Here is a 16,318-nt window from a genome sequence, read left to right on the forward strand (position 1 = left end):
CTAGAGCATAGACTCTAAAAAGTGCCTCATTATAATAAATCCGGAGCCGACCATGACTGCCGATATTGCCTACCTGCAAACGCTACAGGAGCCACTGCAAGCACTTGATCGGCAGTTCAATGCGCAAAGGGCCGCGTACGCCGCCAACCCGATGCCACCTGCTGCCCAGCGTCAGCAATGGCTCAAGGCACTGCGCGATTTGCTCAGCAACGAGCGTCAGGCTTTGATCGAGGCAATCAGTGCCGATTTCAGCCATCGCAGCGCCGATGAAACGCTGCTTGCCGAATTGATGCCGAGCCTGCATGGCATTCACTACGCCAGTCGCCATCTCAGAGGCTGGATGAAAGACTCGCGACGCAAGGTCGGCATGGCTTTCCAGCCAGCCTCGGCGAAAGTGGTTTACCAGCCGCTGGGCGTGATCGGCGTCATCGTGCCGTGGAATTACCCGCTGTATCTGGCCATCGGCCCACTGGTCGGCGCGTTGGCGGCGGGCAACCGGGTGATGCTCAAACTCAGTGAATCGACCCCGGCCACTGGCCTGTTGCTCAAGGAACTGCTGGCGCGGATCTTCCCCGAAGATCTGGTCTGTGTGGTGCTTGGCGAAGCTGACATCGGTGTGGCGTTTTCCCGTCTGCGCTTCGATCATCTGCTGTTCACCGGCGCCACCAGCATCGGCAAGCACGTCATGCGCGCCGCAGCAGAAAACCTCACGCCCGTGACGCTGGAACTGGGCGGCAAATCCCCCGCCATCGTCTCCCGTGATGTGCCGCTCAAGGATGCCGCCGAACGCATCGCCTTCGGTAAAACCCTCAACGCCGGGCAGACCTGCGTCGCCCCCGATTACGTGCTGGTGCCGGAAGACCGGGTCGGCGGCTTCGTCGAAGCCTATCGCCAGGCCGTACAGGGTTTTTATCCGACCCTCACCGACAACCCGGACTACACCGCGATCATCAACGAACGCCAACTGGCCCGACTCAACAGTTACGTCAGTGATGCCACCAGCAAGGGCGCGCTGCTGATTCCGCTGTTCGATCAGGGTCAGGGCCGGCGCATGCCGCACAGTGTGTTGTTGAATGTCAGCGACGAAATGACGGTGATGCAGGATGAAATCTTCGGCCCGCTGTTGCCGATCGTGCCGTATCGAGATCTGGAGCAGGCATTCGCTTACATCAATCAGCGGCCTCGACCTCTGGCTCTTTACTATTTTGGCTACGACAAACGCGAACAGAACCGCGTGCTGCACGAAACCCATTCCGGCGGCGTGTGCCTGAACGACACGTTGCTGCATGTGGCGCAGGACGACATGCCCTTCGGCGGCATCGGCGCGTCGGGGATGGGCCATTACCATGGTCACGAAGGGTTCCTGACCTTCAGCAAAGCCAAAGGGGTGCTGATTAAACAGCGCTTCAATGCGGCCCGACTGATTTACCCGCCTTATGGAAAATCGATTCAGAAGCTGATCCAGAAGCTGTTCATCCGCTAAACATTCGTCATCGCCGCCGGGTAATAAAAACAATGCACCCAAGCCTGACCGATACACCTGCACTGTCGCGCCGTGGCCTGCTGAAATTCAGCCTCGGCGCCACGGCATTTCTCGCCACCGCCGGACTCGGCGCCAGCCTCAGCGGCTGCTCGTCGAGCGTCGCAGCCAATGGCTTCGTCTCGTTACGCGACGGCGACCTGCTGTTTCTGCGCGCACTGATTCCGGTGATGCTCGATGGCGCCGCGGCTCCAGAGAAAATGCCGGACGCGGTGGCAGGCACTCTCAAGTCGCTGGATTACAGCCTCGATCACCTGTCGCCGGAAATGCTCAAACTCACACGACAGTTGTTCGACGTGCTGGGCATGACCGTGATGCGCGGGCCGCTCACCGGGATCTGGGGCAGTTGGGAAAACGCCAGTCCCGACGCAATGCGCAGCTTTCTTGATCGCTGGGAAAACAGCTCGTTGAGCCTGCTGCGCATGGGCCACAGCTCTTTGCAGCAGATGGTGCTGATGGCCTGGTACAACCGCGGCGAATCCTGGACGCACTGCGGTTATCCCGGCCCGCCCACGGTCTGAACATCACGCTAGACCTGTGGGAGCGGGCTTGCCCGCGATAGCGTCAGTCGCCGCACAGTCGAATCAAAAAATAATAAAGAGAGCCTGATCGATGCCCGTACCCGACCCCTTCCGCGAAGGCCTCGCCCGAGGCTGGAAAACCTACAATGGCGCGCAACTGGCCGATGATCTGACCCTTGAGGCCGATGTCGCGATCATCGGCAGCGGTGCCGGTGGCGGTACCACCGCGGAAATCCTCAGCGCCGCCGGCTATAAAGTGCTGCTGATCGAAGAAGGCCCGCTGAAAACCAGCTCCGACTTCAAAATGCTTGAGGACAAGGCCTACAGCAGCCTCTATCAGGAAGGCATCGGCCGCATGAGCAAGGACGGCGCGATCACCATCCTGCAGGGCCGCGCGGTCGGCGGCACGACGCTGATCAACTGGACATCGAGCTTCCGCACCCCAGAGCCAACCCTCGAACACTGGGCCACCGAGCACAACGTCAAGGGCCACAGCCCTGCCGACATGGCGCCATGGTTCGAAAAAATGGAGCAGCGCCTCGGCGTCGCGCCGTGGATGGTTCCACCGAACCCCAACAACGACGTGATCCGCAAAGGCTGCGAGCAACTCGGCTATAGCTGGCACGTGATTCCGCGCAATGTGCGCGGCTGCTGGAACCTCGGCTACTGCGGTATGGGCTGCCCGACCAACGCCAAGCAATCGATGATGGTCACGACCATTCCGGCCACCCTGGAAAAGGGCGGCGAACTGCTGTACCTCGCCCGCGCGGAAAAACTGCTGATCAACGGCGACAAAGTGACCGGCCTGCACTGCGTGGCCATGGATGAACGCTGCGTCGAGCCGACCGGACGCAAAATCACCGTCAAGGCGCGGCATTACATATTGGCCGGCGGTGGTATCAACAGTCCGGCCCTGCTGCTGCGCTCCGAAGCGCCGGATCCGCATCAGCGAGTGGGCAAACGCACGTTTCTGCACTTGGTGAACATGTCCGCCGGACGCTTCGACGAGGTGATCAACCCTTTTTACGGTGCGCCGCAATCGATCTACTCCGACCACTTCCAATGGAAGAACGGTGTCACCGGGCCGATAGGCTACAAACTGGAAGTGCCGCCACTGCACCCGGCGCTGGCGGCCACGCTGCTGGGCGGATTTGGTCAGGAGAGCGCGCAGCACATGGCCGATCTCCCACACACCCACGCGATGCTGGCGTTATTGCGCGACGGTTTTCACCCGGACAGCCCGGGCGGCAATGTCGAGTTGCGCGGCGACGGCTCGCCGGTGCTCGACTATCAGGTTTCGCCTTACGCCTGGGAAGGCTTGCGCCGCGCGTTCCACAACATGGCCGAGATCCAGTTCGCCGGTGGCGCTAAAGCGGTGATGCCAATGCATGCCGACGCGCGTTACGTGAAGACGCTGGCCGAGGCGCGCAGCCTGATCGATGGTTTGAGCCTTGAGTTGTATCGCACACGGCTGGGCAGCGCCCACGTCATGGGCGGCTGCGCGATGGGTGAAGAACCGAAAACCGCGGTCACCGATAGCCTTGGCCGCCATCATCAACTGAGCAATCTGTCGATTCATGACGGCTCGCTATTCCCCACCAGCATTGGCGCCAACCCGCAATTGTCGGTGTACGGTCTGACTGCACAATTGGCCACTTCCCTCGCCGACAGGCTGAAAAATCCGTGAAAAAGCAGGATATTCCGATCGTCTATAGTGCTTTCTTACCCAACAGGCGACTTGGCCGACCGGGACGGCTGCGATACCATCCGACTCCCCAACGGACTCCCGCCAGGACGACGCGATGAACCGAGTGTTGTACCCAGGTACCTTCGACCCTATTACCAAGGGCCATGGCGATCTGGTCGAACGCGCCTCGCGCCTGTTCGATCACGTGATCATTGCGGTCGCCGCCAGCCCCAAGAAGAACCCGCTGTTCCCGCTGGAACAACGAGTAGAACTGGCTCGTGAGGTCACCAAACACCTGCCGAACGTGGAAGTGGTCGGTTTCTCGACGCTGCTGGCGCACTTCGCCAAAGAGCAGAACGCCAATGTCTTCCTGCGTGGTTTGCGCGCAGTGTCGGACTTCGAATACGAGTTCCAGCTGGCAAACATGAACCGCCAGTTGGCGCCGGATGTGGAGAGCCTGTTTCTTACCCCGTCCGAGCGTTATTCGTTCATTTCCTCGACGCTGGTGCGGGAAATCGCCGCGCTGGGTGGCGATATCAGCAAGTTCGTTCACCCGGCTGTGGCCGATGCCCTGACCCTGCGCTTCAAGAAGTAACGACCGTTCAAACGGCGCCCGCGTGCACTGCGGGCGCCAATGCGGCACAATTGCGCGCATTGGTTTATAGCGCCCGGGCCTACCGCCCCGGCTGGAGTTAGCATGTCCCTGATCATCACCGACGATTGCATCAACTGCGACGTCTGCGAACCCGAGTGCCCGAACGCCGCCATTTCCCAAGGCGAAGAGATCTACGTGATCGACCCGAATCTGTGCACCCAGTGCGTCGGCCACTACGACGAACCGCAGTGCCAGCAGGTCTGCCCGGTGGATTGCATTCCACTGGACGAAGCGCATCCGGAGACTGAAGAACAGTTGATGGAGAAGTACCGCAAGATCACCGGCAAGGCCTGAGTTCTTCAGCGCCGCTGGCGACGCCATCGCGGGCAAGCCCGCTCCCACAGGGTTCTGTGGTGGAACAAAAATTGTGTGAACACCAAAACCTTGTGGGAGCGGGCTTGCCCGCGATGAGCCCATCGGCAACACCGCAAAACCCGGATCAGCTCACTCGCGCTGCTCAAAACCCTCCCCGACACACCCCAGACACCGCACAAACGCCGACCTCGCCGGATCAACCACCAGCGCCTGCCCTGCCTCGCCAATTCCGCCACCCAGCGCGGTAAACGGCAACGACACCACAAACGCCCCCGCACCGATTACCGTCGCCACCACCAGCAAAGGTCGGGCGATCAGCAAGTCGCCAAGCATGGCGTAGGCCGGTGGGTTCTGGATGGTGTAACGCGGATCACCGCTGCCGGTTTCCGAGGCCTGGACAGCCAGACTGGAACACAGCAGCAGTGCGGCACAGAGGACTTGCAGGGATTTCATGGCACGATCCTTCGGGCTAGGCAGTGAGACAACTCACTATAGACCGTAGGATGTTTTCGAACGGTTTACCTCAGCTCTGACAGCGCGGGCAGAAAACACTGGCGCGCTGGCCAAGCTTCACTTCGCGCAGCCCGGTGCCGCAGACCTTGCAGTGTTCACCACCACGGCCATAGACAAACAGCTCCTGCTGGAAATATCCCGGTTGCCCGTCGCCGCCGATAAAATCACGCAACGTGGTGCCGCCACGCTCGATGGCGGCGGCAAGGATGCGTTTGATCTCGATCGCCAGTTTCAGATAACGCGTCCGGGAAATGCCCCCGGCCTCGCGACGCGGATCAATCCCGGCGGCGAACAGCGCTTCGGTCGCATAGATATTGCCGACCCCGACCACCACCGCGTTGTCCATGATGAACGGCTTGACCGCCATGGAGCGTCCGCGCGACAGCTTAAACAACCGTTCACCGTCGAACAGATCGGTCAACGGCTCCGGCCCGAGACGAATCAGCAATTCGTGATTGAGTGGGTCGGTACTCCAAAGCATTGCGCCGAAACGCCGCGGATCGGTGTAGCGCAGGGCCAAACCGGATTCCAGCTCGATATCGACATGCTCATGCTTGAGCGCCGGCAACCCGACCTCGACCAGGCGCAAATTACCCGACATGCCCAGATGGCTGATCAACGTGCCGACTTCTGCATTGATCAGCAGATACTTGGCGCGACGCTCGACCAGCACGATGCGCTGGCCCGACAGGCGCACATCGAGGTCTTCGGGGATCGGCCAGCGCAGACGGCGGTCGCGCACGATCACACGGCTGACGCGCTGGCCTTCCAGATGCGGAGCAATGCCCCGGCGGGTGGTTTCGACTTCCGGCAGTTCAGGCATGGCGTCCTCGAATCAATGCGCGCCGAGGTCGCGAATCGTTTGTTTTAGGGATTCGAAGTCGTATTCCGACAGGCCGACATAATCAAGCACCAACGGGCCGACCGCGTTCCATTCGAAATCTTCGGTCTGGTTGCCCAGTACCCGATAGGACGCGCAGATGTGCTCGGCCATCTTGAGGATCGCCAGCAGGTTCTTCAATTGACTGTTGCGGGACGACTCGTCGCTGAAAATCGCCAGCGCATTGTGGTGATTGGCGATCGCAGCACTGACGTGTTCCGGCAGGCGCCAGGACTTGGCCGTGTAGTAGCCGACCACGGCGTGGTTGGTGTTGAACGCGTTGTTTTCGGTGTCCACCACCCGGCATTCGGCACTGGCCTGGGCGTAGGCTTTTTCCAGAATCGACATGTAATTGGGGAAGCGCTGCAACATCAACGGCACCCCGCAATCGTGGAACAGGCCCAAGGCGTAGGCTTCGTCGCCGGCCTGAGTGCCGATGCGCTTGGCCAGCGTCAGGCACGTCATCGCCACGTCCTGGGCGGTATCCCAGAAACGGTTGAGCGTGACGATGGTGTCATCGTTCATCTCGCCCTTGATCGACTGCGCGTTGATCAGGTTGATGATCGAACGACTGCCCAACAGGTTCACCGCGCGCTGGATCGAAGTGATCTTGTTGCTCAAACCGTAATACGGCGAGTTGACGATTTTCAGCAGCGAGCCGGAGAGGCCAGGATCCTGGGCGATCAGTTTGGCGATCACCTCCAGGTCCGGGTCAGGCATGTACTGCTCCATTTGCAGATCCACCATGATCTGCGGCTGCGCGGGCACGCTGATGCCTTGCAGGGATTGTTGGATCTGTTCGGCGGTCAGCTCTTGGGACATAAGTACACACTCTGGGACAGGCGGCGATTCTACCCTCTAAAAACCGCAGGACGACACACCAGTGGGCAATTGTCAGGAACTTTCATTCAAGCGCCGGCTTCGGATTCATTAATGCCCAGCGGATCATTTCGGTCCCATGAGGCGGTAAATTCCCACAGACTCAGGAGCTTATCGATGGCTACTCAACTCAACGGCAAGCGCGTCGCTTTTTTGGTAACTGATGGTTTCGAACAGGTTGAATTGACAGGTCCCAAGCAAGCGCTCGAACAGGCCGGCGCTCAGGTCGACATTCTTTCGGCCGAAGAAGGCACGGTCAAAGGCTGGAACCATGACAAACCGGCGGATAACTTCAAGGTCGACCGGACCTTCCAGGCCGCCAGCAGCGAGCAATATGACGCGATCGTATTACCCGGTGGCGTACAGAATTCGGACACCATCCGCATCGACCAGGATGCCCAGCACCTGGTCAAGACAGGCACCTCGGCCGGTAAACCGATTGCGGTGATCTGCCATGGCGGCTGGCTGTTGATTTCGGCGGGGCTGGTGAATGGCAAAACCATGACCAGCTACAAGACGCTCAAGGATGATCTGGTGAATGCCGGCGCCAACTGGGTCGATCAGGAAGTGGTCAAAGACGGCCACTTGATCAGCAGCCGGCAGCCGGATGATATTCCGGCGTTCAGTCGTGAGTTGATCGGCGCACTGTCGGCGTAGCATTCCTTAACGCTTGCGCGAGCAATCTCGCTCCCACAGGGGATTTGTGATCACCACAAGCCCGATGTGAGAGCGAGTCTGCTCGCGAAGGCGTCACCAGCGTTTCATCGCACGCCAAACCCGGCACAAGTCTCAACACGCTATACTCCCGCTCTTTTTTCCGGAGCGACGTCATGTCCCTGCCTAGCTTGCGCCTCAAAGCCAACGCCGACCGTCGCCTGCGCGCCGGTCACCTGTGGGTCTACAGCAACGAAATCGATGTAGCCGCCACGCCACTGCACGGCTTCAATGCCGGCGATCAGGCGATCCTCGAAGCTGCCGGCGGCAAGCCGCTGGGCATCGTGGCGATGAGCCCGAACAACCTGATCTGTGCACGCCTGCTGTCGCGCGACACCAAGGTGATGCTGGACAAATCCCTGCTGGTGCATCGCCTCAACGTAGCGCTGTCGCTGCGTGATCGCCTGTTCGACAAGCCGTTCTATCGTCTGGTGTACGGTGATTCCGACCTGCTGCCGGGTCTGGTCGTTGACCGTTTCGGCGACATCCTCGTGGTCCAGATCGCCTCGGCGACCATGGAAGCGCATAAAGATGACGTGATCGCCGCACTGACCAAAGTGCTCAAGCCAAGCGGCATTCTGTTTAAAAACGATTCCGCTGCGCGTGACGCCGAAGGCCTCAACCGCTACGTCGAAACCGTATTCGGTCTGGTACCGGAATGGGTCGCACTGGAAGAGAACGGCGTGAAGTTCGAAGCGCCGGTCATTCAGGGTCAGAAAACCGGTTGGTTCTATGACCACCGCATGAATCGCGCACGCCTGGCGCCGTATGCCAAAGGCAAGCGTGTACTCGACCTCTATAGCTACATCGGTGGCTGGGGCGTGCAGGCTGCCGCATTCGGCGCCAGCGAAGTATTCTGCGTCGATGCCTCGGCCTTCGCCCTTGATGGGGTCGAGCGCAACGCTGCATTGAACGGCTTCGCCGACAAGATGACCTGCATCGAAGGTGATGTCTTCGAAGCCTTGAAAGAGCTGAAGGCAAGCGAAGAACGCTTCGACGTGATCGTGGCCGACCCGCCAGCGTTCATCAAACGCAAGAAAGACATGAAGAACGGCGAAGGTGCTTACCGTCGTCTGAACGAGCAAGCCATGCGCCTGCTCAACAAGGACGGCATTCTGGTCAGCGCTTCGTGCTCGATGCACCTGCCGGAAGACGATCTGCAAAACATCCTGCTGACCAGCGCCCGCCACCTGGATCGCAACATCCAGTTGCTGGAGCGCGGCGGTCAGGGCCCGGATCACCCGGTCCACCCGGCGATCGCCGAAACCCGCTACATCAAGAGCATCACCTGCCGCCTGCTGCCTAACAGCTGATCAATGCTGATGACGGGGAGCCACCAGGCTCCCCGTTTGCTTTACGCCTGAATCTGACGGCCAATCAACCTACTTTTACCTTCGTTATTGCGACTTCCTACACTTCCGTCCGACTGACGTGCAGGACGTTTCCTTACGCCTTTTAATTATTGAAACTCGCCCTACAAAGTCCATCTCTTTCCAAAGATCGCTCCGACAAAATTACTGGAATATTCCTACTTAATATCCACTTGCCAATAATCCATTACAAACTATTATGAAGTTGTCACCACGAGGTGACTTCGCTTATCAATGAACAAGGAGTTCACATCATGAAAAACATTTCTCTGGAAACCAACAAAATCGCAAACCTGGCTTTTCTGGTTGCGCCTAAAGTCCGTTAAATAAGTCTGGACGCTGCGGAGTGCCGGCCCCTCGGCGTCCTTTCGACTTTTTCCAGAGTGAATGAACCACATGTACATCAACCCTTATTTATTTATATTGCCGCGCTCACCCGGACAAATAGTCTGGAACTACAAAGATCACACTCAATATGAACTCGACCTGAACTATGCGTCACGCCTCACCCAACTAATAAATAATCCCGACTTATTCGACACACACAACATCATAGACACACAACTATTAAACACGGGCATTCTAACCGTTTCAAAACCAGACAACCCGCACTGGGGTTGGGATGAGCTGTCGAAGATTTATCATATCGGCACGCAAAACATTCCCTGCGAACATACCCCACAGAATATTCAAGAGTGGTCCAGGCAATACCTGGCGCACTGCAACGAAGTGCTGGCCACCCCGCCGCCCGCAAAAAGCCGTCCGCAACACGAGGCTGCACAGCGCATCGCCTTGCCCGACCCTGGCGAATTGAGCGACGACAGCCTGGCTAACGCGCTGCTCCAGCGAAAAACCTGTCGCTCCTTTACCGGTGCAGCGATGACGCTCAATAACGTCAGCACCTTGCTTTACCTGACTCTCGGTTACCTGCGCGAGCGCGACACTGTTCGGGATGACAGCATCGCCGAAGGCCTGGGCGCACGCCGCAGCAGTCCCTCCGGCGGTGGCCTGAACGCATGCGAAGGTTTTCTGCTGGTGCAGAACGTCGACAACGTTGCCCCCGGCATTTATGCCTATCACCCCGACGAACACTCCATCAGTCGAGTCAATCCATTGCCGTCATCGGCACTGGGCCATTTGCTCGGCGGTCAGCATTTCATCAACAACCTGCCGCTGGGATTGTTCATCACGGCGCGATTCGATCGACTTTGGTGGAAATATGGGCACTCCCGCGCCTATCGCATGGCGTTCGTGGAGGCCGGTCACCTCTCACAAACCTTTCAGCTGGTTGCCACAGCACTTGGCTTGAACACCTGGTTGACCGGCGCGTTTGCCGACGAGCAAGTCGAAACACACCTCGAACTCGGGGGAAGCGCCGAACAGCCATTGTTCTTTGTCGGCTGCGGGGAAAGCGACGGACAGGCGATGTGCCAGGAACTGCGCGAACTGTTGCGCGAGGCCCAGGCATGACTCTCCTCAGTACCGATCCGAGCGAAGCGCCAATCTCCTGGGCGCTCAAATTCACCTTGGGGGACTGGGACAACCGAGCCTCCGTCCGCACCAGCACTCATGACTATCAGTTGCCAGACGATGTGCAGCAACAACTGGAAAGCCGTTACTGGTTTCCACCGGACTTCCTGCCCTACCTGTCGCATCCCGCCATTCAAGCAGCAGGGCGTGATGTGCTGCATCGGCTGACGGCCAATCATCTGGTGCACTTTCTCGACTACACCACCCTGCTGGAACACCGCATCGTCAATCGCGCGGTAGAAGTCATCGTCCACCGGGAACTGCCGATTCATGTGTCTCAAGCCATGAAGCATGCAGCGCTGCAGCTCTATACCGACGAGGGCTATCACGCGCTGTTTTCGAATCGTCTCGCCGATCAGATCGCCGGGTTCTACGGGATCATCGGGCGTCCGGCGATGCCAAAGCGGATTGTGCGCATGAACGCCCTGATCGCCCGCACTTCGGAGAAAAACCGCCCCTTGGCATGGTTTCTTCTCGGCTTCGTCTCGGAAACCATCATTGCCCGGGAGCTGCTGGAGGTCTGTCGCAACAGTCTGGTGTCCAGCGTGAACAACATGCTGCGCGATCATCTGGCCGACGAAGCCCGCCACAGCCGCTACTTCGCCGAAGTGTTCCATTACCTGTGGCTGGCCTTGAACAATCGCCAGCGAACCTTCGCCTCCAGATCGCTGTTGGAGATCATCGGGATGTTCTTCGAAGCCGACGAGCGCTGGTTGCAACAGAGCCTGCGTGGAGCAGGCATCACCGACAGCGCCGTGACCGACATCATCGCCAGCGTAACGGCGCCGCAAGCCACTCGACGGCGCGCACGCTCGGGTGCCACCGCGACACTGAACGCACTGAAAAGCGCCGGTTTTTTTGCGTGGCCCACCAACCAGCAACGCTTCGCCAAGGCAGGATTGATCGATGGATAAGGGGCAGTCAGTGGTAAACGCCAGACAACGCCGTGGCGCGGTCAGCCTGTTGCTGGCGATGGTACTGCTCGGCGTGTTCCCTCTGGATGTTCTGCTGCCTTCATTTCCGGCACTGGCTGAACACTTTCGCAACACGCCGACAGACATTGCGCTGTCGATCAGTCTGTTCGCCGTGGGAATCGCGTTTGCTCAGGTTTCGATCGGGCCACTGTCCGACGTGATCGGGCGCAAGGGCTTGCTGCTCGCAGGCATGATCGTATCGATACTCGGCGCGCTTGGTTGCGTGATGACCAGCGACTACTCGCTGTTTCTGATGTTTCGAGTAGTGCAGGCCGTGGGCTGCGGGTGTTTTGTGCTGTCACAGGCGCTGGTGCAGGATTTGTTCGAGGGTAAAGAACGTGATCGTCTGCGCATCCTGATGGTCACGGCGAGCGGGGTCTTTATTTCGGTGTCGCCGCTGGCCGGCACCTTTCTGCAAGCCACTCTCGGCTGGCGCGGCAGTTTCTGGGTCTTCATTGCGCTGGCGGCCGTGGTATTCATCAAAGCCTGGCTGCTTCTGGACAACAGTCGTCCGGCCAGCAATGGCGAACGCTTGGGTTTCATTCAGTCCTACCGACGGGTGCTGGGAAGTTTCGAGTTCGTCGGCTATTGGCTGATATCTGCGTTCGCCTTTGCCTGCCACTTCTCGTTCATCGTGATCTCGCCGCTGATTTTCATGGATCAGTTGCAACTGGCGCCGTACGACTTTGCGCTGATCCTGCTGATTTACGGCGCCGCCTACATTGCCGGGGGCATCATCGCTTCGGTGTTGAATCGACGCATCACGCCCGGTCGACAAATCATTATCGGGCTGAGTCTGATCCTGCTGTCGGGCCTGCTGACGCTGTATCTGGCGGCCCATCATGCGCTGACCCCGATTGCGGTGCTGATCCCGATGCTGATGTGTACCGCTGGCACGACCATCTCCCGGCCAGCCGCCACTTCTCGGGCCATGGGTCTGTTTCCCGATAACGCCGGCACTTCGGCCTCGGCCGGCAGCACCATCATCTTCATTTGCGCAGGATTGATCAGCGCGCTGATAAGCCTCAGTCCTGCCAATCTGCAATCCACGCTGGGCTACAGTTTCGTGCTGCTCAGTTGCGTGGCGCTGGCATTGAACGGTGGTATCAGTCGTCGAGCAAGAAACACTCAGACCGACGCGATCGTGCAGCCGGGGAGCGATTAATCCTGCCGGTCGTCACGCAACAGGCACCGTCGGCACGGCAACAACACTTTGCGCCATTCCCTCCAGACGCCAGCGGTGTAGAATCGCTTCATTCATCGCCATTCATCCCCCGGCGGGTTTATGAGCTCAGGCTGAGGCAAGCGGCGATCCCGCAAAGTCATCGGCAACTTCCGGACACACGGCCATTTCTGAGTGTTCCAGACGTCAATAGAAGCTCTCTCCCCTTTTGATACCTGATTAGCCGCCCGGAGTGCTCCATGCCTGATTACCGTTCGAAAACATCCACCCACGGCCGCAACATGGCCGGCGCCCGCGCACTGTGGCGCGCCACCGGGATGAAAGATGACGACTTCAAAAAGCCGATCATCGCCATTGCCAACTCGTTCACCCAGTTTGTACCGGGCCATGTGCACCTGAAGGATCTGGGCCAGCTGGTCGCCCGTGAAATCGAACGCGCCGGTGGCGTGGCCAAGGAATTCAACACCATCGCCGTGGATGACGGCATCGCCATGGGCCACGACGGCATGCTCTATTCGCTGCCGAGCCGCGAAATCATCGCCGACTCCGTCGAGTACATGGTCAATGCCCACTGCGCCGACGCCATTGTCTGCATCTCCAACTGCGACAAGATCACCCCGGGCATGTTGATGGCTGCGTTGCGCCTGAACATTCCGGTGATCTTCGTTTCCGGCGGGCCGATGGAAGCCGGCAAGACCAAACTTGCGTCCCACGGCCTCGACCTCGTCGATGCCATGGTCATCGCCGCCGACGCCAGCGCTTCTGACGAGAAAGTCGCTGAATACGAGCGCAGCGCCTGCCCTACCTGCGGCTCGTGCTCCGGCATGTTCACCGCCAACTCGATGAACTGCCTGACCGAAGCCCTCGGTCTTGCACTGCCGGGCAACGGTTCGACCCTCGCTACCCACAGCGACCGCGAACAACTGTTCCTGCAGGCCGGCCGCACCATCGTCGAGCTGTGCAAGCGCTACTACACAGAGGACGACGAGTCGGTATTGCCGCGTAACATCGCCAATTTCAAGGCGTTCGAAAACGCGATGATGCTCGACATCGCCATGGGCGGTTCGACCAACACCATCCTGCATTTGCTGGCTGCTGCCCAGGAAGCCGAGATAGATTTCGACCTGCGCGACATCGACCGTCTTTCCCGCGTCGTGCCGCAGCTGTGCAAGGTCGCGCCGAACATCCAGAAGTACCACATGGAAGATGTGCACCGTGCCGGCGGCATCTTCAGCATCCTCGGTTCGCTGGCACGTGGCGGCCTGCTGCACACCGACCTGCCGACCGTGCACAGCCGCAGCATGGAAGAAGCCATCGCCAAGTGGGACATCACCCAGACTGACGATGAAGCCGTGCATCACTTCTTCAAGGCGGGTCCGGCGGGCATCCCGACCCAGACTGCGTTCAGCCAGTCGACTCGTTGGGAAAGCCTCGATGACGACCGTGAAAACGGCTGCATCCGCAGCTTCGAGCACGCCTATTCGAAAGAAGGTGGCCTGGCCGTGCTCTACGGCAACATCGCGCTCGATGGCTGCGTGGTGAAAACCGCTGGCGTCGACGAGTCGATCCACGTGTTCGAAGGCAACGCGAAGATCTTCGAAAGCCAGGACAGCGCCGTACGCGGCATCCTCGCCGACGAAGTGAAAGAAGGCGACATCGTCATCATCCGCTACGAAGGTCCGAAAGGTGGCCCGGGCATGCAGGAAATGCTCTACCCGACCTCGTACCTGAAATCCAAAGGCCTGGGCAAAGCTTGCGCCCTGCTTACCGACGGCCGTTTCTCCGGCGGTACCTCGGGGCTGTCCATCGGCCACGCTTCGCCAGAAGCCGCGGCCGGCGGTGCGATCGGTCTGGTGCAGGATGGCGACAAGGTGCTGATCGACATTCCAAATCGCTCGATCAACCTGTTGGTCAGCGACGAAGAACTAGCCGCACGCCGGGTCGAGCAGGACAAGAAAGGCTGGAAACCGGTGGAAATCCGTCCACGCAAAGTCACCACCGCCCTGAAGGCCTACGCCCTGCTGGCGACCAGTGCCGACAAGGGTGCTGTGCGTAACAAGGCGATGCTCGACGGACTGTAAGCCGCGATAGCAAAAACAAAAATGCCCCGCCAAAGTGCGGGGCATTTTTTTGTCTGGCAACAACCTCCCAAACTGCCCACCCTGTGGGAGCGAGCCTGCTCGCGAATGCGGCATGTCAGTAATAGAGATGGCGGCTGACACTACGCTTTCGCGAGCAGGCTCGCTCCCACATTGGATCAGTGTGAGGTTACTGAATGTCTTCCGGTTTGACGATCACCCAGTTCTTGTCCGCCGTCACCGGCAACCCTTCCTTGGCCTGCGCCGCCGCATGCCTGGCCATCATGCCGTTGATTTGCGTCATGTACTTGTCCTTGCGGTTGATCCACAAGTGAATACCGCCCTTGGCCACGTCGACATCGTGGAACAGCATGTAGCCGTCGCTGGTGGGCGTATCGCCGCCGACCAGTACCGGTTTTTTCCACTCATCGATGTAGGTCAGGATCGCTGCATGCTTGCCGGCCATCCAGGTCGCTGGCGTCCACAGGTACGGGGTCAGTTCCAGACCGAGGTTGGCCTTCTCATCGTATTTGCCCGCCGTGATTTGCTTGCGTGCAGTGGTCAGCTCGTTGGTTTCGCGGTTCTTCAGCAGCAGGCTCACGCCGATGACATTTTGCGGTTTGACGTTGTAGCCGTACTTGGGATCCGCCGCGACCATGCGCACCAGTTCTTCAGAGGCGGCGGTCATCACGTAGACCTCGATGCCGTTCTCCATCAGCTTGTTGTACAGCTCTTGCTGGCCGGTAAAGATCTTCGGCGGATTGACGTCGAGCTTCTTGACCACATCGCCTTCGTAATACGTGGCCGGCACCGGTTTGCCCGAGGCCATCAGCTCATCGACATAGCCTTTGAGTTCCTTGAGGGTGAAGCCGGAGAACACCTGCGCCACCCACGGGTAGCAGACCATGTCGTCGACTTCGCAGAGGCGATAGTAGTAACTGAACAGGCTTTCCTTGTGGTCGGCGGTATCCTTGAACGGCATCAGTTTCAGGGAGGGGTCGAGTTTGTCGCGGGTGATCAGGCCCTTGTTTTCCATGAACGGCAGCAAAGACTCTTCGAGGTCGTAGCGGTAACTGGTGTTGTCCATGTCGAACACCGCGTAGTTACCCTTGTTGGCGTTGGCCGCAATCATCGCGTCCAGCGCCTTGGCCTGATCGGCTGGCCAGTGTTTCAAGTCGGTAGCGAAGGCCTGAGTGGCCAGGCCCATCCCTACAGTCAGTGCGACAGCCAGAAATTTCGGTGCGAACTTCATCGACGCTTTCTCCCTGATCTAAAAGCATCGACGCTAACAAATACGTGTGACAGTCCTCGTCTGTCAGCGACCGCCCCCGCCCCTGTTTGCGCCAAATGCATTGCTGTGAGCGACACACGCTTATTCCAAAAACGACGGACACCATACGTTTTCGGTATTAAATCATTAGTTTTCAAGCTGTTAGGCTTGCCGGTTCGCAGCAGCCCCGGAAGGCTGTTGGCAAAGAC

Annotated in this window: 15 protein-coding genes; 11 read left to right on the plus strand and 4 right to left on the minus strand. The window is 59.1% G+C overall.

The features are described from left to right. Positions 1-52 precede the first annotated feature (52 nt). The 5 genes from AB4P97_RS21850 to AB4P97_RS21870 all read left to right on the plus strand — a co-directional run bounded on the left by AB4P97_RS21850 (position 53) and on the right by AB4P97_RS21870 (position 4,697). Positions 53-1,483 carry a coniferyl aldehyde dehydrogenase gene (locus AB4P97_RS21850; protein WP_042561567.1) on the plus strand — a complete coding sequence of 477 codons (1,431 nt, stop codon included), beginning with the start codon at positions 53-55 and terminating at the stop codon, positions 1,481-1,483. A 32-nt stretch (positions 1,484-1,515) separates the two neighbouring features. Continuing rightward, positions 1,516-2,061: a twin-arginine translocation pathway signal protein gene (locus AB4P97_RS21855; RefSeq protein ID WP_395601607.1), complete on the plus strand. Its 546-nt coding sequence runs from the start codon at positions 1,516-1,518 to the stop codon at positions 2,059-2,061. Positions 2,062-2,152: 91 nt separating this feature from the next. Then, a complete protein-coding gene (locus AB4P97_RS21860) occupies positions 2,153-3,748 on the plus strand; it encodes a GMC family oxidoreductase N-terminal domain-containing protein (RefSeq protein WP_395601608.1) in 1,596 nt (531 codons plus the stop codon). Between the two features lie 115 nt (positions 3,749-3,863). Next, positions 3,864-4,343 (plus strand): pantetheine-phosphate adenylyltransferase, encoded by a 480-nt coding sequence (coaD, locus tag AB4P97_RS21865; RefSeq protein WP_003229157.1) that lies wholly within the window; start codon positions 3,864-3,866, stop codon positions 4,341-4,343. Between the two features lie 102 nt (positions 4,344-4,445). Continuing rightward, positions 4,446-4,697: a YfhL family 4Fe-4S dicluster ferredoxin gene (locus AB4P97_RS21870; RefSeq protein ID WP_003195146.1), complete on the plus strand. Its 252-nt coding sequence runs from the start codon at positions 4,446-4,448 to the stop codon at positions 4,695-4,697. A 150-nt stretch (positions 4,698-4,847) separates the two neighbouring features. Here the strand turns inward: AB4P97_RS21870 and AB4P97_RS21875 are convergent, their stop codons facing one another. From AB4P97_RS21875 to AB4P97_RS21885, 3 genes are all read right to left on the minus strand, one after another. Continuing rightward, positions 4,848-5,171, minus strand: coding sequence for a multidrug transporter (locus AB4P97_RS21875; RefSeq protein WP_395601609.1), 324 nt, complete (start codon positions 5,169-5,171; stop codon positions 4,848-4,850). Between the two features lie 70 nt (positions 5,172-5,241). Continuing rightward, on the minus strand, positions 5,242-6,054 hold the full coding sequence (gene mutM, locus AB4P97_RS21880) for a bifunctional DNA-formamidopyrimidine glycosylase/DNA-(apurinic or apyrimidinic site) lyase (RefSeq protein WP_047303975.1): 813 nt from the start codon (positions 6,052-6,054) through the stop codon (positions 5,242-5,244). Between the two features lie 12 nt (positions 6,055-6,066). After that, positions 6,067-6,879 carry an HDOD domain-containing protein gene (locus AB4P97_RS21885; protein ID WP_181818492.1) on the minus strand — a complete coding sequence of 271 codons (813 nt, stop codon included), beginning with the start codon at positions 6,877-6,879 and terminating at the stop codon, positions 6,067-6,069. Between the two features lie 228 nt (positions 6,880-7,107). Here AB4P97_RS21885 and AB4P97_RS21890 point away from each other — a divergent pair, with 228 nt between their 5' ends. The 6 genes from AB4P97_RS21890 (at position 7,108) to ilvD (ending at position 14,842) form a co-directional block, all read left to right on the plus strand. Beyond that, entirely contained in the window at positions 7,108-7,647 is a 540-nt protein-coding gene (locus AB4P97_RS21890; protein ID WP_395601610.1) for a type 1 glutamine amidotransferase domain-containing protein, read from the plus strand. 173 nt (positions 7,648-7,820) lie between these two features. Continuing rightward, positions 7,821-9,017, plus strand: a complete 1,197-nt coding sequence (locus tag AB4P97_RS21895; protein WP_395601611.1) for a class I SAM-dependent rRNA methyltransferase — start codon at positions 7,821-7,823, stop codon at positions 9,015-9,017. A 453-nt stretch (positions 9,018-9,470) separates the two neighbouring features. Then, on the plus strand, positions 9,471-10,544 hold the full coding sequence (locus AB4P97_RS21900; protein WP_042561575.1) for a SagB family peptide dehydrogenase: 1,074 nt from the start codon (positions 9,471-9,473) through the stop codon (positions 10,542-10,544). Continuing rightward, entirely contained in the window at positions 10,541-11,518 is a 978-nt protein-coding gene (locus tag AB4P97_RS21905) for a diiron oxygenase (protein WP_395601612.1), read from the plus strand. Before AB4P97_RS21900 ends, AB4P97_RS21905 begins: the two co-directional genes overlap by 4 nt. Beyond that, on the plus strand, positions 11,511-12,743 hold the full coding sequence (locus AB4P97_RS21910; protein WP_395601613.1) for an MFS transporter: 1,233 nt from the start codon (positions 11,511-11,513) through the stop codon (positions 12,741-12,743). The genes AB4P97_RS21905 and AB4P97_RS21910 overlap by 8 nt, the downstream gene beginning before the upstream one ends. A gap of 257 nt (positions 12,744-13,000) precedes the next feature. Continuing rightward, complete coding sequence (gene ilvD, locus AB4P97_RS21915; RefSeq protein ID WP_150597586.1) at positions 13,001-14,842, plus strand: dihydroxy-acid dehydratase; 1,842 nt, start codon at positions 13,001-13,003, stop codon at positions 14,840-14,842. A 187-nt stretch (positions 14,843-15,029) separates the two neighbouring features. On the opposite strand, the gene AB4P97_RS21920 is transcribed toward ilvD, so the two are convergent. After that, positions 15,030-16,091, minus strand: coding sequence for a haloacid dehalogenase-like hydrolase (locus AB4P97_RS21920; RefSeq protein WP_395601614.1), 1,062 nt, complete (start codon positions 16,089-16,091; stop codon positions 15,030-15,032). Positions 16,092-16,318: the final 227 nt, after the last annotated feature.

This window comes from Pseudomonas sp. A1230, from assembly GCF_044218825.1.
GTDB classification, from domain to species: domain Bacteria; phylum Pseudomonadota; class Gammaproteobacteria; order Pseudomonadales; family Pseudomonadaceae; genus Aquipseudomonas; species Aquipseudomonas iridis.